Below are 19904 nucleotides of genomic sequence, written 5' to 3'. Positions count from 1 at the left end.
GTTTAGAATTTAAAGGAAAACTGGGCATTAAAATATTTAGCGTTCGCCCAGTGTGGTGTAATGTCTTTTAAAAAATCACCCAGGGCAAAATATTGCCCCCCGCAACTCAAGGCAATGTGTCTGTTGAATTGATAATCTGCACTCAGCAGATGAGTGGTGCCGATGTAGTGATGCCTGGAACCTGATCCGGCAGCATTGAAAGTACCACCCGGCCTGTACAGCCCATCTTGTATGGCATACCTCCAGTTAAAGATCAGGTCGGCTTGTACAGATAATCTGTCAGTAATCATGAGTAGGAGATAGGGATGGATGTCGATCAGGTTGGAGGGGCCGATCAAGGGATTGAAACCGAAATAGCCACCTTTCGGGTATAAAGGGTTAAAGGTCTGCAGTGTTCCGTCCGCCAGCTTTCTATCCCCGGAGACATAATCATTCCTAAGATTTACAGATGGTTTAAACATAAGATACTCGAAAGTATATCCCAATTCTATGGCCGTTGTCCAGGCGCTGATGTTTTTTTCGCTGAAAGTCCCAAACTGGTAGGCCGCTTCAAGGTTATAAACGAAACCTTTGCCCTTTCTCCAGTACCGCGCGGCGAGCGTATGCCTGACTTCCCGCCCTTTCCCTACTTCAAACTGAGCCTGATTGCGCTTGATCCCCAGATAATAAAGGTCAAGATGTTCTGCATTATGAAATTTAAAATTCGAATAAGCACCCCAGAGTTTAGCCCCGCTGCTGCGGTTGTCAAAGAGACCAGACTGAACTTCATCTGCATTCATTACGAAAGCGTCCAGGGCAAAATCAGGAGCGCTATAACATAGTTTTGTACCAGTGAAATATTGACGGGTCGTATTGCCATCCCGAACAGAAATTAACCTGCCTGATCCGTAATCCATCTCCTGACGCCCTAGCCGGAAAGAAAGCTGATGCAGGGTATCCTTTAAGAATTTATATTCCCCGAATAAGTTTTGGACATTGAGCCGGTCTTCATCGGTTGGACCAGGACCGTATTTGTTGCCCTCTTCCACTGCACTGTTCAGCTGGACAAAAAACTTAAGCCGGGAACTCACATGGATGGCTGTATGAAGCGAGTAACGCTGAAGAATAGAATAATTATAACCTTGATCCTGTAGCCAGTCTTCATCAATCTTTCCCCCAAACTCTTGCCTGATCTCGCCACCAAAACTCAGGTAAGCGCGCTTTCCGCCTGCTAGCGGCAGAAATTTCAATTTGTGGTAAAGCTTGCTGCTGGAATCCCTCAGCTGACTGTAGTCTTCGTCAAAACGCAGGAGCATGAAACTTTGCGCCGATACCTGCAGCCCGCATAGCGACAATGAGAGCTGCAGTAAGATAGTTCGGAAACCGACTGATGACATATCCGGTTATTTGCCATGCTTTTTTTGCAGGAAGCGATGAATGAGGTCTGCCACTTCATGGGGATATTCCTCGAGCAGAAAATGTCCTCCCTCAAATAAATGGATTTCTGCGTTCGGCAAATCCTTTTTATAAGCCAAAGCACCTGAGCCGGGGAAAATCTTATCGTTTTTACCCCATGTGATCAATACCTCCGGCTGATGCTTGCGCAGGTATTCCTGCCATTCGGTGTATTTGGGAAAGTTATTGCTGTAATCTTTAAAAATCACCTTTTGAATGTCCTTGACTCCGGGCTGTTCAAAAATAAAATGATCCATATAATAGCTGTCGGGGCTTATCCGTTCGGAATGTACTGTTCCGAACACGTATTGTTCCCGGATGCCTTCCAAAGACATCATATAAGAAGTTGCCGCTTCCAGACCTTTCTTATCGTTTGCTTCGGCCAAGGCTCCGATTTTCTGAACATCCGGCCCCAGTCCTTCCAGATAGGCATTGGCATTTTGAATGATGATCGAACTGACCAGTTCAGGCCTGTTTTTGATGATCCTGAAGCCAATCGGCCCGCCGTAATCCTGTAAATAAAAATTCAGGGATTTTAAGCCCAGCTGGTCAATAAATTTTTCCATAACCAAGGCTAAATGGTCAAAAGTATAGACAAATGCATCAGGTGAAGGCTTAGCACTCCTACCAAAACCCGGATAATCAGGGGCGATTAAATGGTAATTTGGTGCCAGTAATGCGATTAGATTACGGTACATGTGGGAAGATGAGGGGAATCCATGGAGCAACAGGATTGTTGGCTTTTGGGGATCGCCTGCTTCCCTGTAGAATATCTCGACGCCTTCAACTATTGTCTTTTTGTACGTCTGCGCCCTGGCCTGATTGAAGCAAGCAGTTCCGAGCAGGAGCGGGATCAATAATGCATTTAGCTTAAATGGGGGCAAAGGATGTTTTCGTTCCATATTTCTTATCATTGGTTTAATGTCTTGCGGTCTATATTCATCGCCGGATACAGAGATTGACGGTAGAAAATGAGAGACATTGTTATCGAAAGAGGCAGCAACCGGATGCTGCCTCTTTCAGCTGGTCAATTAATGTTTGATGACTTCCTGAGCATATTGGATCCCGATACCGTACGCGCCGCCATATTTTTTAATCAGATCGGTAGTTCCTTTATAGGTTTCTGATCTCGCCCAATCACGTTGCAGCTCCAGCAAGTATTGAAGCGATGTAATGGGACGGGCACCTGCCTGAACCATCCTGGTAATTGATTGTTCGTGTGCTTCTTTGGATACATCACCGCTCGCATCGGTAATTACATAAACGGTATATCCTTCGTTAATGGCAGACAATGCCGGGCCGACGATACATACACTCGTCCAGAGCCCTCCCATTACTAAAATCTTTTTGCCTTTACCGGTAATCGCTTTATGCGCATTTAGGTCTTCCCAGGAATTCATGGTCGTTCTGTCGATAATGGTAGTAGCGGATGCAGGGTAGAATTCGTTGATTTCAGGAAAAACAGGGCCACTGAATGATTTTGCCGCAACTGTAGTAACTACAGTTGGTATGTTGAAAATTTTAGAAGCGCCGGCAGTAAGCGCAGCATTGTTTCTTAGCAGTTCCACGGGTTGGTTCTTGACTGCAAATGCCATTTGACTCTGGTAGTCAATTAAAACCAGCGTATGGTTGGTCGGGCTCAACAATGCCGGACTCGGTTTTTGAGCAAAACTGTAGGATGCTATCAGGGCAATGATAGATGATAAAATGAGCTTTTTCATTATTGTATTTCTATGATGTGAATTGTTTATGATTGTTTTGTATTAGCGGTTTACTTTACGATCCAGAAAATCTTTAATCACTGCAGCCATTTCATCGCCGCTGCTTTCCAGGGCGAAGTGCCCGGCGTCGTACAAGTGGTATTCCAGGTTTTTAACATCTTTTTTATAAGCCTCGGCACCACTTACAGGGAAGATATAATCATTCTTGCCATAGACAATGAGCATCTCCGGATTGTGGTCTCTAAAGTACTGCTGCCATTTCGGATAATTGGGCGGATTGGTACCATAGTCGTAAAACAGGTTCAGCTGAATCTGTCCGTTCTCAGGACGTTCCAGGTGACGCAGGTCAATTTCCCAGTTGTCGGGACTGATCAGCGAAGTGTCGGGAACACCGTGTGTATATTGCCATTTCAGCCCGTCAGGAGCATGGAAAGTGGCCAGCGTACGCTCTGCTTCCTTGTCATTTCTGTCTTTCCAATAGGCCTTAAATGGATCCCAGAAAGTCTCCAGCCCCTCTTCGTAGGCGCAACCGTTCTGGACAATCAAAGTATCTATCCTTTCGGGATGCTTCGACGCAATTCTCCATCCAACCGGAGCTCCGTAATCCATCAGGTACAAACTGTAGCTGGAAATTTCCAACTTGCTGAGCAGCGTTTCGATAATATGGGCAAAATTGTCAAAAGTATAAGCAAAGTCCGCTATAGGAGGCTGTTCGCTTCTGCCATATCCGGGGTAATCCGGGGCGATCAGGTGGTACCTGTCAGATAATTTATCGATCAGGTTCCGGAACATGTGGGATGAAGTAGGGTAACCATGTAACAGGACCAGTGTCGGTGCTGTTTTAATTCCGGCCTCGCGATAGAAAATGTTGACACCGTCGATGTCAGTAAAATGGTGAGTGGTTTGATTTTTCATGATTTTCTTATTATGGTGATTAATGTGCATGGATAACTTCAAAAGTACTTGCACACGAATCATTCTGTATATCATGCGAATTATACATACTATCACAAAATTGATAAATCGTGAATAAACTTAACTATCAGTTAGCAAAGGAACAACTCCTTATCAGCTCCTCAATACCCCGGTCGTAGCTTGTTCGTAAAAAGTAACCGTTTATGGGCCAGGTAATAGCGAGGTACGAAGGAGCTACGCCCCAGGTCGAAGATTGACCATAAAAAAAGCCCTGAAGCGCATGCTCCAGGGCTTTGGTTGTTAATTTTTTAAAGACTAAGGAAGTTTTACCCCTTTATATTTGGTCACATCTAACGTAGGAATGCTGGAATTGTATTTGGCATTGATGGCCTTAATAAATGCGTTTGCGGTAATTGCATAGCCCAATTGCGTGAGGTGTATGCCATCCAGAGAAAACAGGTTGCCCTGGATAAAGGCCGCGCTAACCGGGATTCCGTTGACTGCTTTTCCTGCCCCATACTCATTGAGCAACGCGTAAGCGTCCATTAGTGCCAGGCCCTTGGCATCCGCAATACTCTTGATAGAAGCATTATAAGATAAAGTGAAATCATTTACTGTTGCAATCTCTGCCTTGTCCAGCACATACTTGCTTTCTACAGGGTTTAAAGGATGCAGGCCATAGGGAATATTTGAGGAATTGGGTTTACCCATCACATTCGCTGAACTCAGTGTCAGGGTAAACAGGTCTTCTGCAGTAGCTACTCTCGCCGGTCCGGAACCTGGCTGTATGTAGATGTCTTTTACACCCGCACCCGCTGGCGTAGCATTGATTGCTGCAAGCAGTGTCTTTAAAGTCACGGTATGGAAATAAGCAGTGGCCGTAACATTAGGAATGGTTGCCAGTACTCCTTTCGCACCGTTCTTGGTCAGCTCATTGACCACATTGGTATAAGCCGCAGTAAAAGTCGCTTTTGGTGTAGGTGCATCTCCTGTAGCACCCGCAGTTGCATAAGACAGCACATCATTGTTGCCCAGCCAGTTGCTGAAAAAGGTGAACGGTTTGGCGGTCACAAAAGACAGATAGGTAGTGGGATTGGTTCCGTACTCCCCGGTCAGCATCCGCTCAAAGTATGGGTTTGCAGCAGCATAGTTGGCAATGCCTGCATGTACGAGTTTGATACCCGGTACACCGTAGTTGTTGATATCGCCAGTATATTTCGTGTAGAGGACAACCGAACCAGCTTGTCCGCGCACAGCCAGATTTGAAGTTTCCTGAACGATAGTAGGTACACCGTTGGTGACAGCCGTCAACTTGAGAAAGCCTGAACCATTGGGTTTATCTGCCGGAAACAAAGGTGTGCTGAAAGCGCCGCCGCCTACCGTTTTCATTTGTGCTGCGATCAGCTCGGGATAAGAATTCTGCTGCCCTTCCAGGTAAAGTCCTCCATCGGCAAACCCGGCCGTCAATGAGTTCCCTACGGCAATATACCTGGAAAAATCTGCAGTGCCCTTACTTGGTTCCGGACTGTCAATATTGGGTTTGCAGGAGGCCAGGGACAGCATTCCCAGCGCCAGCACTGCTGTATAAAAATAAGTGGTTTTCATGTTGGTCAATTAAAATTTATAAGACAAGGACATTCCGGGAATATAAGCAACAGTTTTGAAAGTGCCATTCAATCCGGACTCAATATTGGTTTCTGTTCTGGCTTTTACGTTCTCATACAAGAAAGAAAAATCAATGCCCAATCTTTCTGTAGGTTTCAGACCAATACCCGCACTCAGCAATAACCGGTCGGCATCGGGTACTTCAGGGGTTACGTATCCCTTACTTACCGGCGATAAGGCATAACCAACACCGGCACGGAGGGTTAAGAAAGATGTGGTTTCATTCTGAATCCCTAAGCGGAAAGTAGCTGCATCGTGGTAATTCCTCGCGGAAGGTGTAGAGGTATTGTTGTCGTAATAAAAAGTAAGGTCTTCGTAAGTATGCCACCAGACCCAGTTTACATCCAGTGCCAGTTTCGTTTTATCTGATGGAGCGTAGCCAACGCCAATGGTGGAAGTAGCCGGCAGGGGCAGGTTCGCATTGAATCTGCTTGGCAGCGAGGCCGTCACCGTAGCGGGTGCATTGAAGAAATTGGCATCTCCATCTTCTACTTTCGCCGTCACTTGCGAGCGGTGTGAGATCCCGAAGGTAAGACCGGAAAGTGTCTCAATGTAGATCCCCGCGTTCCAGCCAAAATCATGACTGTCGCCCTTCAGTTGCGCAGTAGTCTGCAGACCATTTGAGGTATAAGGTAAGGCCCTTCTCAGGTCTACTTTACCCATAGAATACACCAGTCCGCCCCCGATCCCGATCTGGTCGGTCAACTTTAAACTCAGCGTGGGCTGGATGTAGATGGCCTGTAAATCGAGAGAGGTCACACTATATTTACCTGTCCAGTCTTCGTTCCAGTGCATAGCACCGCCAAAGGGCGTATACGCACCGATACCAAATCTCAGGCGGTTTTCAGGATTGCCGAAAACAGCATAGGCCTGGAAGGGTGTCGGTATTTTGTTCTTGTTGTGCTGTGTAATATTTGATCCTGTTTCTTTAAAAGCTGTTTTCAGGAAAATGGCGTGTGCACCGCCCTGGATTCCGTTCTGCTTCAGGAAGGAGACCGCTCCGGGGTTAAAAAAAATAGCGGCCTCATCTAATGCAAGGCCTGTACCTGCACCTGCCATTGCAGTTTGTTTTTGTCCCTGGAGGTTCACCTGGAATGACTGGGAGAAACCCAGGACCGGTACTGTCAACAGGATGCTAAATAAAATCTTCTTCATACTGGTTAGTGAATTAATATGGTTTCGCGCGCTAAGGGGCTATATTCATAACAAAAAAGACAGCGATTAGTTTGCTATGCAAGCATAACAAATAATCTCATCATTTAAAAGTCATAAGCAATAAATATATTTTTGGGTATTCGCTAACATCTCTACATTTGCTAACACTGTTATTTTTATAACGGTTGTCATAAAGATTTAATATTGAAATAAACATACAACTAATAATGAGTGTAATAGAAGGACTAAAATGGCGCTATGCCACTAAAAAAATGAACGGTGAAGCCGTTGCTCAGGACAAAGTAGATCAAATCATTTCCGCAGCACAGCTGGCGCCAACTTCCTCTGGACTGCAGCCCTTCAAGGTGATTGTGGTGACCAATCCGGAACTGAAAGAAAAGATCAAAGCTGTTGCTTTTGGTCAGTCGCAGATTACCGATTGCTCGCATCTGCTGATCTTCGCCGCATGGGACAATTATACGGAAGAGCGGATTAAAGCTGTTTTTGCCCGTACCAACGCTGAACGCGGTGTACCTGACTCTGCAACTGCAGATTACATGAACAACCTAATCGGGATGTATACGGCAAAAACGGAAGAAGAAAACTTCCACCACGCTGCAAAACAAGCTTATATCGCTTTCGGTGTAGCCCTTACAGAAGCGGCATTGCTGAAAGTAGATGCAACACCAATGGAAGGTTTTAATCCTGCCGATCTGGATGAATTGCTGGGCTTAAGGGCAAAAGGACTGCGCAGCACCACTTTATTGCCACTGGGTTACAGGGATGCTGCCGGCGACTGGCTGGTGAACCTGAAAAAAGTACGTACGCCACTGGAAGATTTCGTGATCGAATTCAAGTAACGTGTTTATTTGTATGCGTCATTTGATACTATCGTCATTTGATACTATCGTCATTTGATACTATCGTCATTTGATACTATCGTCATCCTGAATTTATTTCAGGATCCCGGACTAGAAATACCGCCATGCGAGTGCGGGATCCTGAAATAAATTCAGGATGACGATGTTTGTCAAAAAATGTTAAAGATGTGTTACATTTCACCTAGTCCATACATAAATGAATATATTAGCGAGATCAAGCATATATCCATTTAATGAGATTTTCAAACTTTATCATAGCATTCTTACTGCTGTCCTGTTTTGCTTCGGTTTCTGCCTCTGCACAACAGGACAGTACTGTATTGAACAACATCGTCGGTAAAAGTAAAAAACTGGCTGACCAGCGTCCTGTTGAAAAGGTATACCTGCATTTTGACAAACCCTATTACAGCGTAGCAGATACCATCTGGTTCAAGGCTTACCTGACAATGGAACAAAACCTCCCTTCTTTGTTGAGCAAGATCGTCTATGTAGATGTGATCAACAGCCGCGATTCGCTGGTACAAACGGTGAAGCTCCCGGTTAAAAACGGAGTTGCCTATGGCAATATCCCGCTGAATCCCGGAACTTTCGTACAGGGCAATTATTATGTAAAGGCCTATACACTTTGGATGGCCAATTTTGGCGATGCCTATTTCTTCAGTAAGAATTTGACCATTGGTGAAGCCATTGACAAAGCAGTAAACACCCATTTTAGCTATAAAACACAACAGACTGACAAGAGTCAGGTCATTGATGCCCTCATTCAATTTAAGAACAGGGATAATGTGGTACAGGCCAATAAGGTGGTCAATTGGCGGGTGCTCTCCAACTTTGATATCATCATGAAAGGCAAGGGGACAACCGACCAAAATGGATTGCTGAAAGTTAAAATAGATGTCAAAAAAGCGGAAGCCATCAGCAATGGTGAACTCATCACCGAAATTGCGCTGACGGAGAAAGACCTGGTCACTTCCTTCTTCAAACTGAAACCCATCCCACCGGGTTACGATGTACAGTTTTTTCCTGAGGGCGGGGAACTGCTCACTGGCGTAGCCACCAGGATTGGCTTTAAGGCAATCAACAGTGCCGGAACAGGAATCAGCGTGAAAGGTACGCTGACCGACAATGCGGGAACTGTATTGAGCAGCTTTGAATCGGCGCATATCGGAATGGGTTCTTTTTACCTGACACCGGATGGCAGCAAATCTTATAAGGCTAACATCACTTTTAAAGATGGCAGTAGCAAAAGCTATGACCTGCCCAAAGCATCAGCTTCGGGAATCACACTCCAGGTGAACAATGCAGATCCGGCAGCAATCAACCTCAAACTGGTAGCCAACGACACTTTCTTTGAAGCCCATAAGGGCAAGGTGTTGTTCCTCGTAGGCACAAATGGAGGGATCATCTATTATGCAGCGAAAACGACTTTGAACTCGCAGGTGACAAGTACCAAAATCAGCCGCGACAAATTACCAGCAGGCATCGCACAGATTACCCTTTTTGATGAAAGCGGGGAACCGGTGAGCGAACGTCTGGCCTTCAACGCTTCACTGAACCAGGTCAACGTAAGCCTGAAAACAGACTTGCCGACTTACAAGCCAAGACAAAAGGTCAAACTGACCGTCTCTGCAAAAACCGCGACAAGCCCGGTTATAGGCGACTATTCCATCTCGGTAATAGATACACAAAAAGTACCTGTAGACGAAGACAATGAAGTGACCATCCTGAGTTCCCTTTTGCTGACCTCTGAGCTCAAAGGCTATGTAGAAAAACCGAATTATTATTTCAATAAACCCAGCGAAAAGAAAACCGCGGACCTGGATCTGCTGATGCTGACGCAAGGCTTCCGCAGGTTCAATTTCAAAGACATTATGGCGGATAAGTTTCCTCCCATCGCGGTGCTGCCGGAACAGGATATGCGGCTTTCGGGTACATTGAGGGACCGCACCGGAATGCCGGTGAAAAAAGGTGCGCTGCGCCTGACCGTAACAGGGAGCCGCTATGCAGCAGAGACCATTACCAGTCCAAGCGGCATATTTAATTTTCAAAACCTCAACATTCCTGACTCATCTGAAGTGGTGATCAATGCAAAATACAGCGCCAATGGCTCCAATCTGATGATCATGATGGATGCACAACCTGCTCCCCCAATCAGCAGAAATACTTTCTGGGCGGAGGAAATTGTAAACATCGACAGTGCCCTGGCACCCTACCTGAGCAACAGCAAGAAACAATACAGCTATTTAAGGACCCTTAAAGAGGTGGTGATCCAGGGAGCGAAGGCCAAAAGACCGAGTCATGCCGACCACCCTTCACTCTCCGGACTGAGCAGCATCAACAGTACAGTAATTGATGGCGAGCGCTTCCAGGGCTGCAATGTACTGGTTCAATGTCTGCAGACCATGGCGATAGGAATGACTTTCTTTGAAGACAAATTTTATGTCAGCAGGGATTACCAGCAGGGAAGCCGTGTACCGGTGCAAATTTTCCTGAATGGCATGCCAATCGATTATTCGGGTCTCTTTGGCGTACAGTCTTCGGAAGTAGAATCCGTAGAGGTTTTTACAAGGGACGACTTAGGTACTGTAAACAGGATGTACAATACCAATGGCGTGCTGGTTGTAAACACCAAGAAAGCACCTCAGGGCACCAAAATCAGTCTTGCCGAATTCAAGAAAATGCTGCCGGAGCCCAACATCCTCAAAATAAGGCCTAAAGGCTTCAGCAAGGAACGTGAGTTTTATGCACCCAAATATGTAAATGCAGCAAACACCTATAATTTCAATGACCTGCGCAGTACGATTTACTGGAATCCGAAGGTGAATACGACAGCTGCCGGTCCTCTGACCCTTGAATTCTACAATGCGGATGGGGCTGGTACCTACCGCGCAGTGATCGAGGGAATAGATAAAGACGGAAATGTTTCACGGTCCGTATATCGGTATACGGTTAAATAACTAAGAAAGGGGCTTGAGGCCCCTTTCTTAGTTATTCTTCATTTTCTTCTGGTTTTGGCTCATGCTTGCACTTCAGGCCATCCACCGTCATCACCCATTCTGTAAAGTTATCTTTGGAGTCTTCATCACATCCCCAATGCCTGAAGCCATTAAAGTACCGGCCTATCCCCTTTTCTATCTTCAATTCTGTACCTACGGGAACCCTTAAGGTCAACTCTACTTCCTGTCCGCGCCAGTTTGCTTCCCTCGGAAACCACATGGCAGAACTAAAGTTGAGCACAGCGCCTTCCTGCAAAAATCCGTACTGAATGTCCTGAGCATGTTTAAGTGCTACTTCGAAAGTCTTGCCCCTGGCTTTGAAGCTCTGGTTCAGCGTAGTTCTTCCATCTTCACTTTTTTCAATGTAAAACCAGTGGTTGCTTGGCATATTGAAATCATCGTCCAGGTCCTGCAGAATTTTTCTTCCACGGTTGCCTTTGGCATCTATGCGGTAACGCAGACTGTCTTCTTTGGTGAAGAAGCGTGCCCTGTCCAGTTGCACGGTATACTCTTTATAAGGCTTCAGGTCGGTAACCTGGGCAAACTCTGCACCTGCTTTGAATTCGGTAGAAATTTTGGCCACGTAAAATACACCGGTCACCACACCGGCCAGCCATACAATTAACAAACCAAAAGAGAGTGTCTTATTGATTGCCGCTCCATTGAACGCAACCCTGATAGAGAATAGGATAAGGGCGAGTAAAGGGATACTGCCAATAATGAAACTGGCAAAAGTAAGTGCAGTCAGGTATTCTTCGTTCACGATATTGACCGGAAAATAATGGGCGAGGTCAGAGTCCCAGAAGCCGAGCATGGCAGCAAGTCCACCGATCAGGATCAACAAAAAGAAAGAACAGAAAGCGATGATCAGGCCTGCACAGATTTTAAAGATCACCCGGCCAGTACCTGACAGGAAACTCCCTAGCAACTGGACAGCCTCAGCAATAAAACCTTTAGACTGATTGACCAGGGGCTGCATCTGGCTATAGGCAAAGCCACGGAGATTGGTCTCCTGTCCGCGCATCTGCATTTTCTCGGAGCGGCTCTGCGCGCGGGGCACCATGATCCACAATACGATATAAGCTACAATACCACCTCCGGCCAGAAAGACACTCATTAAGGCAAAGAGTCTGATCCAGATGACATCAATATTGAGGTAATGGCTGAGTCCCAGACACACGCCTGCAATAACGCCATGGTCTGTATCCCGGTACAATTTTTTCACACCACTGAAGGGCACAAATGGCTGTTCCGGTGTTTCATTTTCTTCTTCGGAATTTTCAAAATCCTTTACCGATCCCATTTGCTGCATGACGCCCTGCACATCTTCCATACTGATGGCCTGCTTCTGTGCGGCAGCGAGTTTCTCTGCAAACATCTCCGCAATGCGGTTTTCAATATCCTTCACAATTTCAAAATCATCGGCACTTCTGGCGAAGTGCTGTTTCACTTCGTTGAGGTAAATGGTGAGCATTTCGTAGGCATCCTCCTCGATATGAACGATGGTGTTGCCAATATTTATGTTGAGTGTCTTCTTCATGACTTAAGGGTTTTTATTTTGGTTATCGTCGGCTACTTTTTTTGAAGTATTGATGGCATAGGAAAGCTCCTGCCAGGTCCCATCCAACTGGCTCAGGATCGCCCTGCCTTCAGGAGTGAGCACATAATATTTTCGGGGCGGACCGGAATTGGATTCTACCCAGTTGTAGCCGAGTAAGCCATTGTTCTTTAGACGGGTCAACAAGGGATACAGCGTACCCTCTACCACCAGCAACCTGGCCGATTTCAATTCTGCGATGATATCTGAGGCATAGATCTCGCCTCTGGATATGATCAGGAGCACACAATATTCAAGTATGCCCTTTCGCATTTGGGTTTGTGTATTTTCTGCTATCATAACACAAAGATATGTGCTTTATATAGTAATATGCAATACATAGTACTATATAAAAACAAATGATATGTATAAAAGCATTGATTATCAGTCAAATAATTTTTAGGAGCCGTATCTTATTTTGTACAGCAGGAAAGGAATTGGCGTAAAAAAGGTCAAATATGGAGCAATATTCAGACAAAAGAATGTGGATAACTAACAGAAAACCAAAGTTTTCCACATTTTAACATTTTATTTTTCATTTGGCCTGTACTTTGATTTAAGCTTATCGCACCTATTAAACATCTACCTATGTTAATCAAATCATTCACTGTTCTTCAGGCTTTTGCAAGGCAAAAGGAAGAATCCCAGGCTAAGCCAATCACCAGAAAGCAGTGGATCAATGCGGACCGCATTGTGATGATTGCACTTTTTCTAAGTGTAATCGTAGGCGCTATACTTTTCTCTTAAAGCTATTAAATACTAGAGCAGGAGCGTATCGATCCGGTGGGCCTGAACCTTTTGCTGAAGGCTTGACCAGGTGTAGATCGTAAAATGTCCGTCCTGAGAAGCGACCAGGGCCGTGGCATCACGCTGGTCATGCACAAACTGAGCAGCAGACAAATGCCTGGTACCACCGACTTTCGCAGGGTGCAGTACAACAGCCCCACCACCGGCAATAGGCTCTGAAAAAGCCAGCTCATCAATATTATCTTTTCCTTTTGCCCGGCCAATCTTGGCGCCGAAGGCCAGCAATTCATATTGGTTACTGATTACCGTTGCGCCGTCGACAGCAGTTAAACCTGCAAGATGATCTACTTCCCTTTTTAAGGCAGTTTGCCAAAAAATCTGGCTTGCCTCCTTCCGGTCCTGCTGCAATAGCTTAGACAAACCATTGAAAGCTGGCTGAACAGCGTACTGGATCGGTTTGATGATCGACTGCAACCAGGCTGGATTTTCATTAGGTACCACCAGCAAGGTTCCACCCCTGCCATGCGCACGCATAGACACCGCGAGCTGGATCAATACGTTGACCGAATCATTCCAGTAGGATGGCGCAGTGAGGTCGAGCAAGGAGAGGAGAATCGGCGGACAGTCAGGCACACTTGTGCTGCTGCCGTCTACCATCTTCACCTGGTCTCCTTTGAGTACTGCTACATTGGTAAATTTACCGAAGCCATAAATCCTGCGGTGTTTGATCACCAATAAGGCCGGCTCCGATACGTCTACTACAAAGCAAAAATTAGGGATACTAACCGTAGTCCCCCAAATGTACAATTCCCCTTCTTCCTCCCAGATCCCCAGGTGAATCCCTGCCCTTTCAATTCCCGGGGCCAGTTTAGTGAGGGTTCCAGGGTTTAGCGGCAAGCGCTGTTTGAAAAGGAGCGGATTTCCAGCCTGCTGCGGCGGTAAATAGGAAAGTGATATTTTTGGTGAATGTCCTTCTTCTTTCCGGAGGCTGGCCCAAAAGGTGGCATCCAGAATGGCTTCCACGACATTCGCTTTCGGCAATGGCGCCAGATCATCCTCCCCCTTTTCGCGGGCAGCGGCAAGGTGATCAGCAAATATAGCCTCAACTTTATGTGCGATGAGCTTTGCTGCCTGGTAGGTAGATGGATAGATCATGCCATAAAGTTAAGCTATTGGATTTTATTTTATGGTATACCGGATGCCAAAAAATCCCCGGATATTTTGGTTGGGACCATACACATAAGTAGGGTCGAAACTCAGGTTGTATGGATTATCGACCTCAAGGTTTTTGTCAAAAGGGTCATTGGCCCTGGCAATGATGAAGGGATTGCCGCGGTTGGGCGTCCAGTTCAGCAGATTCTTCACACCACCGTAAAGCTCAAGCTGCTTGAATCCGGCGAAGGTCAATTGTATATTTTGGATGCTCCAGGTTTTTGAATATTCCCTGCGGGGATCGGTATCACTCAGCAAGGGCAACCTCATCGGACTGTAGAGATTACCGGTATAGTCGATGCTCAGGTGCAGCGGGTTGATTTTATAACTTACCGCCCAGGTTCCGGAGAATTTCTCGGTCAGGATCTGCTGCTTTTTGATTCCGTGTTCATACGTCGCAACATCCTGATAAGTACCGCCAATGATAAACTTAAGCCCATTGTTAAAGCTCAGGTCTATATTGGCACTAAAGCCCTTACTCACCGCATGCCCATCGAGGTTATCATAAATGATCTCATTGGGATTTGAGTCAAAATCTCCGATGATCCGGTTATTAAAATAGGTATAAAAAGCTGAGGCTTCCACACCGAAGAAGTTGCCATTACCGGCGTACATTTTTCGCAGGAAATTGAGGTTGACATTATAGGTTTTTTCAGGTTTCAGTTCCCCGTTTACCCTGACTTCCCTTGCCCCGGTGAGTGCGGCATGGTCTTCTGTAAAAATATTGACTACCCGGAAACCCGTACCCGCATTGAGGCGCAGCACATTATTTTCGTTGATGCTCCACTTATAGGCCATTCGGGGTGTGAAAATATTGCCATGCACTGAATTGTAATCGTAGCGGAAACCGGCGAGGAATTTATGCTGGGCCGCAAGTGTGATTTCGTCCTGCACAAATACGCCAGGGAGCCAGGTGTTTTTACTGATCGCCTGGTTCATCCCGGTGGTGGCTGGCGTGTTGTCGTCGTAAAAGGTGTAGCGAAGCGCAGCGCCAAAGAGCAGGTCGTGCCGGCCAATACTTTTATCCCAGGTCAGCTGGCCAAAGCCGATCTTCTGCTCAGCAATATAGGACGTATTGCCATAGCGACTGTCCTGGTCGTGTTCATTGTAGGAGAACGCAAAGAATATTTTCTCCTCGACCGGCAACTGGTAATTTCCGATCAGTTCCCATCTGTTGGTAAAAATGCTTTCCCCATACACCTGGTCTCCTCCCCTGTACGATTTGTTCCATTGCATTTCCCCGCCCCAGCGGTCTTCATAAACATAGCGCCCGCCCAGGGTTAAAATTCTGTTCTTTGCTCTTTTGAAGCTCCATTTTTGAAATAAAGAAATGCGGTCCTGCAAGGTCACATCCGTAAAGTTATCGTGGTTATGGTCTACCGGATTGCCATATTTGAAATAATTGAGCCCTGTCAGTACGTCTGCGCTTTTCCCCGCCCTGAATTTAAAACCCAGATCGGCATTCAGTTCCTGATAACTGGTCGCAAATACATCCGCAGAAAATAAAGGCGCATTTTGAGGCTTCTTGGTGATGATATTGATGAGTCCGCCCACCGCCTCACTTCCATACAGGGAAGAAGCCGGGCCTTTCACGATTTCAATCTGCTCGACCAGGGAATTTGGGATTCCCGAAAGTCCATACACACTGGACAGACTGCTTACGATCGGCATGCCATCTATCAGGATCATGGTATAGGGTCCCTCAAGGCCATTGATGTGAATGTCTCCCGTATTACAAATGTTGCAGTTCAGTTGAGGCCTCACCCCATTGACATTCTGTAGCGCTTCAAAGATACTTGGAGTTGGGTTCTTGCGAAAAAATGCAGGGGTATATACCTCTACGGGCACCGGGCTCTCCAGGCGCTTAACCGCTTTCAAGGTACCCGTGACCACCACCTCATTCAAGTCGTTTTGCAAATTGCTCAGGTCGAAATCCAGTGTAAAGTTTCCTTCTTCTTTCAGCATAATAGTTTTTGTCAGCTTTCGGAAGCCGACCGCCGAAGCCTGTACACGGTAAGTGCCGACAGGGAGCTGCAGGAACTGGTAGCGACCAGCGCTATCGGTCTTTTGGCCCAGAGGGGTGTCCAGCAAGGTGATGCTCACGGAAGAAAGGGCTTCTCCCCCGGCCTGAGCCTTTCCGGACAGCACTGCCTGTTGCGCAAAGGAAGCAGTGCAACATAACCATAGCAGCATAAAAGTAAAAGTTCTCATATATTTTATTAATCTAATTTTAAAATCAACACCACAAAACTATATAAGTTAGATTAACCTAACAAATAATATTAGATATTTATTTATTGTTCATTTCATTTAGATAAAAGCTATTTTTGCAGGATGCTATCTTACACAGAAGAAAACTATCTGAAAGCGTTGCTCAAACTCAGCTTTCAAAATGAGGATAAGCCAGAGGCAGGCACCAACGAAATGGCAGCCTACCTGGGTGTAAAGCCCGCTACCGCAACAGATATGCTGAAGAAACTGAAGGAAAAAGAACTGGTAACTTATAAGAAGTACGGCAAGATCCTGCTAACAGAAAGTGGCCGTAAAAGCGGCATTGCCATCCTCCGAAAGCATCGGTTATGGGAGACCTTCCTCTATGAAAAGCTGGATTTCAGCTGGGATGAGGTCCACGAAGTAGCGGAACAACTTGAGCACATCCAGTCTGCCAAGCTCGTAGATAAACTCGAAGAATTTTTAAATTTTCCGGAATTTGACCCGCATGGTGACCCTATCCCCAAAGCGAATGGGGAAATGCCGGAACTGGCAAAATCCCTGCTTTCTGAACTACAGGTGGGAGAACTTTGTAGGGTGGCGGCGGTAAAAGATACCTCTACACTTTTTCTGCAGTACCTGGAAAAACTCAGCATCACCATCGGCAGCCAGTTGAGGGTCATCGACGTGGTGCCCTTCGATGGTTCGCTCAGCATACAGATCGAAACAGAAGAGCCCAGAAGTGTATCCATGAAGTTTGCAGAGAGTTTATTTGTACAAAGAATTTAATTGCGTATGTCGACAGAAATCAAATGCCCCAATTGCGCCCACACCTTCCCCATCGAAGAGGTAATGGCCGAGGAGTACAAAAAAGACCTTAGAGAAAAAATGCTTTCTTTTACCCGTCAGAAGGAAGAGGAATTTGCGAAAAAGCAACAGGAGTTTGCGGCACAGCAGAAGCAACAGGAAAACCTCTTTGAACAACAGCAAAAGCAGCAGGCGCTTGCTTATGAGCAAAAACTGGCAGAAGAAAAACGACAGCTGCAACAGACACTTGAGGAGAGCCTGCGCAAAAGCATTGCAACAGATTTCGAAAATAAGCTCCAGATGCTGGACAATGCAGCAAAGGACAATGAAGAAAAATTAAGGCTTGCCCGTGCCAAAGAACTCGAATTCCTGAAAAAGGAACAGGCCATGAAAGATAAAGAAGCCGAACTGGAGCTGCAGCTACAGCGTAAACTACAGGAACAACGTGCCGAGATGACCGAACAGATCAGAAAGCAGGAGGCAGAAAAAAACAACATCAAGGAAACGGAACACCAGCTGCGGGTAAAGGAACTGGAGAAACAACTCGACGATCAGAAGAAGCTTGCTGAGGAAATGAAACGCAAAGCCGAACAGGGTTCCATGCAATTGCAGGGCGAAGTACAGGAACTCATCCTGGAAGAACTGCTGCGCAATGCTTTCCCATTTGACCTGATCACCGAAGTGGGTAAAGGCGTGCGCGGCGCAGATTGCGTGCACCACATCCGCAACCAGTTTGGACAGGACTGCGGCAAGATCATTTATGAAAGCAAGCGAACCAAGGACTTCTCCATGGAATGGATTGAGAAACTGAAAAAAGACATGCGCAGTATGGGTGTGGATGTCGCGGTGATCGTCACACAGGCTTACCCAAAAGGCATGGACTGCTTCGGGGAAAAAGATGGGGTATGGATCTGTTCTTTTGATGAAGTAAAAGCCGTTTCTTACATCCTGCGGGATGGCATCATGAAACTTTACAGCGCCAGCAAATCACAGGAAAACCGTGGGGATAAGATGCACATGCTGTACGATTACCTGACGAGCAATGAGTTTTCTGAACAATGGAAAGCCATACGTGAAGGTTTCATGAGCATGAAACTCTCTATCCAACGCGAGCGGGATGCCATGGAAAAGATGTGGAAGGCCAGGGAAAAACAATTGGAGAAAGTGTTACTGAATGCAGCGCACATCAGGGGTTCTATAGAAGGAATCGCTGGCATGGACAATATCCATCTGAGCCTGACAGACGATGATGATGAACCACTGTTGCTGGATTAAAATGACTTGACTAGTTCCAGGGAAATATGATTTACGCCAAGAAGAAAATACAGAATAATGCGAATCTGGCCGCACAGCGGGCACAGATCATCTCAATTGTCGGCGAACTCATGACAAAGAACCTACTTAGGATCGAAGACAATGAGGTACATGTATACCCGCAAATCTGGAAAGATAAAGTGGGCGCATTGAACTGGATCAAATGCCTTCATTTGTATTTCATGGTCAAGCACCGTTTTAAAGAAAGTGATACCTTAAATTTCAGGCATTTTGATACCGGAGATCTGATCGGATCTTTTAAAAATAAAAAAGCTGCACTATATATCGACTTTCCTATCGTTTAGTCCAGCGTTTTGCAGCCCATTGCAGCTGTTCTTCGGGCGATAAGAAAGTCCAGGCCACAAAGCGGCTGATCTTTTGGCCCTGGGCCATTTCCACCTGTTTTACTTCATATGGGCCCGCGCTTTCCAATGCTTTGAAAATAAAAGGCAGATTGCTGCTCTTGGAAACCAGGCTACTGAACCAGAAGCACTGCGATTTGAAAAGCACGCTTTCTGTGATCATTTTTCGGATAAAACCAACCTCGCCCCCTTCGCACCAGAGTTCCTTAGGCTGTCCGCCGAAATTCAATAGGGTATCGCCGCCTTTTTGCTTGCCCAGGTTTTGCACTTTACGCCGACTACCCGAAAGCGCTTCTTCAGCAGAAGCATGGAAAGGTGGATTACAGAGGCTGAAATCGAACATTTCGCCAGGTTTCAGGATTCCCTTAAAAATCTGAGCACCGTTTGCCTGATGGCTAACGAAAACCGAATTGCTTAGATCAGGATTCGCTGCAACGATGGCCTTTGCTGCTTTCACTGCCCCAGGATCTACCTCTGAGCCAAGGAAAGACCAGCCATACTCCTGATGTCCGATGATCGGATAAACCGCGTTTGCGCCAATGCCGATATCCAATCCTTTGATGTGCTTGCCTTTCGGAATGTTGCCGTTATTGCTTTCAGCAAGGAGGTCTGCCAGGTAATGGATGTAGTCTGCCCTTCCCGGTATCGGCGGACAAAGGTAATTTGCAGGAATATCCCAATGGGTGATGCCATAATGATGCTTCAACAATGCTTTATTCAGCATCCTGACCGCAGCCGGATTTGAAAAATCGATGCTTTGGTCTCCATAAGGATTGAGCTGAACGAAGTCCTTTAACTGCGGTTCCGACTGGATCAGTTGAGGGAAATCGTAACGCTCTCTGTGCTTATTCCTTGGGTGCAATGCAGTTTTTTCTCCGGCCATTCTA

General features: G+C 46.2%; 17 protein-coding genes. 6 read left to right on the top strand and 11 right to left on the bottom strand.

Annotated elements, in window-relative coordinates; genetic code table 11:
* Positions 1-2: 2 nt before the first annotated feature.
* The 6 genes from WAE59_RS15625 to WAE59_RS15600 form a co-directional block, all read right to left on the bottom strand.
* Positions 3-1376: an alginate export family protein gene (locus tag WAE59_RS15625; protein ID WP_337856915.1), complete on the bottom strand. Its 1374-nt coding sequence runs from the start codon at positions 1374-1376 to the stop codon at positions 3-5.
* A gap of 6 nt (positions 1377-1382) precedes the next feature.
* Entirely contained in the window at positions 1383-2336 is a 954-nt protein-coding gene (locus WAE59_RS15620; RefSeq protein WP_337856914.1) for an alpha/beta fold hydrolase, read from the bottom strand.
* Between the two features lie 129 nt (positions 2337-2465).
* On the bottom strand, positions 2466-3155 hold the full coding sequence (locus WAE59_RS15615; protein WP_337856913.1) for a hydrolase: 690 nt from the start codon (positions 3153-3155) through the stop codon (positions 2466-2468).
* 42 nt (positions 3156-3197) lie between these two features.
* Positions 3198-4070: an alpha/beta fold hydrolase gene (locus WAE59_RS15610; protein WP_337856912.1), complete on the bottom strand. Its 873-nt coding sequence runs from the start codon at positions 4068-4070 to the stop codon at positions 3198-3200.
* Positions 4071-4385: 315 nt separating this feature from the next.
* Positions 4386-5675: an SGNH/GDSL hydrolase family protein gene (locus WAE59_RS15605; RefSeq protein WP_337856911.1), complete on the bottom strand. Its 1290-nt coding sequence runs from the start codon at positions 5673-5675 to the stop codon at positions 4386-4388.
* 9 nt (positions 5676-5684) lie between these two features.
* Positions 5685-6890, bottom strand: coding sequence for an OmpP1/FadL family transporter (locus WAE59_RS15600; RefSeq protein ID WP_337856910.1), 1206 nt, complete (start codon positions 6888-6890; stop codon positions 5685-5687).
* A 227-nt stretch (positions 6891-7117) separates the two neighbouring features.
* Between WAE59_RS15600 and WAE59_RS15595 the strand changes: the two genes are divergently transcribed.
* Both WAE59_RS15595 and WAE59_RS15590 read left to right on the top strand, forming a co-directional pair.
* On the top strand, positions 7118-7750 hold the full coding sequence (locus WAE59_RS15595) for an NAD(P)H-dependent oxidoreductase (RefSeq protein WP_337856909.1): 633 nt from the start codon (positions 7118-7120) through the stop codon (positions 7748-7750).
* A 254-nt stretch (positions 7751-8004) separates the two neighbouring features.
* A complete protein-coding gene (locus WAE59_RS15590) occupies positions 8005-10728 on the top strand; it encodes a carboxypeptidase regulatory-like domain-containing protein (RefSeq protein WP_337856908.1) in 2724 nt (907 codons plus the stop codon).
* A 31-nt stretch (positions 10729-10759) separates the two neighbouring features.
* On the opposite strand, the gene WAE59_RS15585 is transcribed toward WAE59_RS15590, so the two are convergent.
* The gene (locus tag WAE59_RS15585) at positions 10760-12307 is read right to left on the bottom strand and encodes a PspC domain-containing protein (RefSeq protein ID WP_337856907.1); all 1548 of its coding nucleotides are present in this window, start codon (positions 12305-12307) and stop codon (positions 10760-10762) included.
* Between the two features lie 3 nt (positions 12308-12310).
* Entirely contained in the window at positions 12311-12664 is a 354-nt protein-coding gene (locus tag WAE59_RS15580; RefSeq protein WP_337856906.1) for a PadR family transcriptional regulator, read from the bottom strand.
* A 288-nt stretch (positions 12665-12952) separates the two neighbouring features.
* On the opposite strand from WAE59_RS15580, the gene WAE59_RS15575 reads away from it, so the two are divergent.
* Positions 12953-13111 (top strand): hypothetical protein, encoded by a 159-nt coding sequence (locus WAE59_RS15575; protein ID WP_337856905.1) that lies wholly within the window; start codon positions 12953-12955, stop codon positions 13109-13111.
* A gap of 12 nt (positions 13112-13123) precedes the next feature.
* On the opposite strand, the gene WAE59_RS15570 is transcribed toward WAE59_RS15575, so the two are convergent.
* Together WAE59_RS15570 and WAE59_RS15565 are read right to left on the bottom strand one after the other, a co-directional pair.
* Entirely contained in the window at positions 13124-14266 is a 1143-nt protein-coding gene (locus WAE59_RS15570) for a putative sensor domain DACNV-containing protein (RefSeq protein WP_337856904.1), read from the bottom strand.
* A gap of 24 nt (positions 14267-14290) precedes the next feature.
* On the bottom strand, positions 14291-16534 hold the full coding sequence (locus WAE59_RS15565; protein ID WP_337856903.1) for a TonB-dependent receptor: 2244 nt from the start codon (positions 16532-16534) through the stop codon (positions 14291-14293).
* A gap of 123 nt (positions 16535-16657) precedes the next feature.
* On the opposite strand from WAE59_RS15565, the gene WAE59_RS15560 reads away from it, so the two are divergent.
* The 3 genes from WAE59_RS15560 to WAE59_RS15550 are packed head-to-tail and all read left to right on the top strand — an operon-like array spanning position 16658 to position 18960.
* Positions 16658-17323 carry a metal-dependent transcriptional regulator gene (locus tag WAE59_RS15560; RefSeq protein ID WP_337856902.1) on the top strand — a complete coding sequence of 222 codons (666 nt, stop codon included), beginning with the start codon at positions 16658-16660 and terminating at the stop codon, positions 17321-17323.
* Positions 17324-17329: 6 nt separating this feature from the next.
* Positions 17330-18616, top strand: coding sequence for a DUF2130 domain-containing protein (locus WAE59_RS15555; protein ID WP_337856901.1), 1287 nt, complete (start codon positions 17330-17332; stop codon positions 18614-18616).
* A 26-nt stretch (positions 18617-18642) separates the two neighbouring features.
* Positions 18643-18960, top strand: coding sequence for a hypothetical protein (locus tag WAE59_RS15550; protein WP_337856900.1), 318 nt, complete (start codon positions 18643-18645; stop codon positions 18958-18960).
* On the opposite strand, the gene rlmF is transcribed toward WAE59_RS15550, so the two are convergent.
* A complete protein-coding gene (gene rlmF, locus WAE59_RS15545) occupies positions 18950-19900 on the bottom strand; it encodes a 23S rRNA (adenine(1618)-N(6))-methyltransferase RlmF (RefSeq protein ID WP_337856899.1) in 951 nt (316 codons plus the stop codon). The genes WAE59_RS15550 and rlmF overlap by 11 nt on opposite strands.
* Positions 19901-19904 lie beyond the last annotated feature (4 nt).

It is taken from the genome of Pedobacter sp. GR22-6, from assembly GCF_037402555.1.
Classification (GTDB): Bacteria; Bacteroidota; Bacteroidia; order Sphingobacteriales; family Sphingobacteriaceae; genus Pedobacter.
The sequence above is the reverse complement of the archived record's forward strand: the minus strand, read 5'-3'. Positions and strand labels throughout refer to the sequence as shown.

What these genes read in the sequence shown, in the direction of transcription:
- WAE59_RS15585 (WP_337856907.1), bottom strand. Translation starts at nt 12,307, where the DNA reads ATGAAGAAGACACTCAACATAAATATTGGCAACACCATCGTTCATATC.
- WAE59_RS15610 (WP_337856912.1), bottom strand. Translation starts at nt 4,070, where the DNA reads ATGAAAAATCAAACCACTCACCATTTTACTGACATCGACGGTGTCAAC.
- WAE59_RS15555 (WP_337856901.1), top strand. Translation starts at nt 17,330, where the DNA reads ATGTCGACAGAAATCAAATGCCCCAATTGCGCCCACACCTTCCCCATC.
- WAE59_RS15570 (WP_337856904.1), bottom strand. Translation starts at nt 14,266, where the DNA reads ATGATCTATCCATCTACCTACCAGGCAGCAAAGCTCATCGCACATAAA.
- WAE59_RS15550 (WP_337856900.1), top strand. Translation starts at nt 18,643, where the DNA reads ATGATTTACGCCAAGAAGAAAATACAGAATAATGCGAATCTGGCCGCA.
- WAE59_RS15615 (WP_337856913.1), bottom strand. Translation starts at nt 3,155, where the DNA reads ATGAAAAAGCTCATTTTATCATCTATCATTGCCCTGATAGCATCCTAC.
- WAE59_RS15580 (WP_337856906.1), bottom strand. Translation starts at nt 12,664, where the DNA reads ATGATAGCAGAAAATACACAAACCCAAATGCGAAAGGGCATACTTGAA.
- WAE59_RS15560 (WP_337856902.1), top strand. Translation starts at nt 16,658, where the DNA reads ATGCTATCTTACACAGAAGAAAACTATCTGAAAGCGTTGCTCAAACTC.
- WAE59_RS15605 (WP_337856911.1), bottom strand. Translation starts at nt 5,675, where the DNA reads ATGAAAACCACTTATTTTTATACAGCAGTGCTGGCGCTGGGAATGCTG.
- WAE59_RS15620 (WP_337856914.1), bottom strand. Translation starts at nt 2,336, where the DNA reads ATGGAACGAAAACATCCTTTGCCCCCATTTAAGCTAAATGCATTATTG.
- WAE59_RS15625 (WP_337856915.1), bottom strand. Translation starts at nt 1,376, where the DNA reads ATGTCATCAGTCGGTTTCCGAACTATCTTACTGCAGCTCTCATTGTCG.
- WAE59_RS15600 (WP_337856910.1), bottom strand. Translation starts at nt 6,890, where the DNA reads ATGAAGAAGATTTTATTTAGCATCCTGTTGACAGTACCGGTCCTGGGT.
- WAE59_RS15565 (WP_337856903.1), bottom strand. Translation starts at nt 16,534, where the DNA reads ATGAGAACTTTTACTTTTATGCTGCTATGGTTATGTTGCACTGCTTCC.
- WAE59_RS15575 (WP_337856905.1), top strand. Translation starts at nt 12,953, where the DNA reads ATGTTAATCAAATCATTCACTGTTCTTCAGGCTTTTGCAAGGCAAAAG.
- rlmF (WP_337856899.1), bottom strand. Translation starts at nt 19,900, where the DNA reads ATGGCCGGAGAAAAAACTGCATTGCACCCAAGGAATAAGCACAGAGAG.
- WAE59_RS15595 (WP_337856909.1), top strand. Translation starts at nt 7,118, where the DNA reads ATGAGTGTAATAGAAGGACTAAAATGGCGCTATGCCACTAAAAAAATG.
- WAE59_RS15590 (WP_337856908.1), top strand. Translation starts at nt 8,005, where the DNA reads ATGAGATTTTCAAACTTTATCATAGCATTCTTACTGCTGTCCTGTTTT.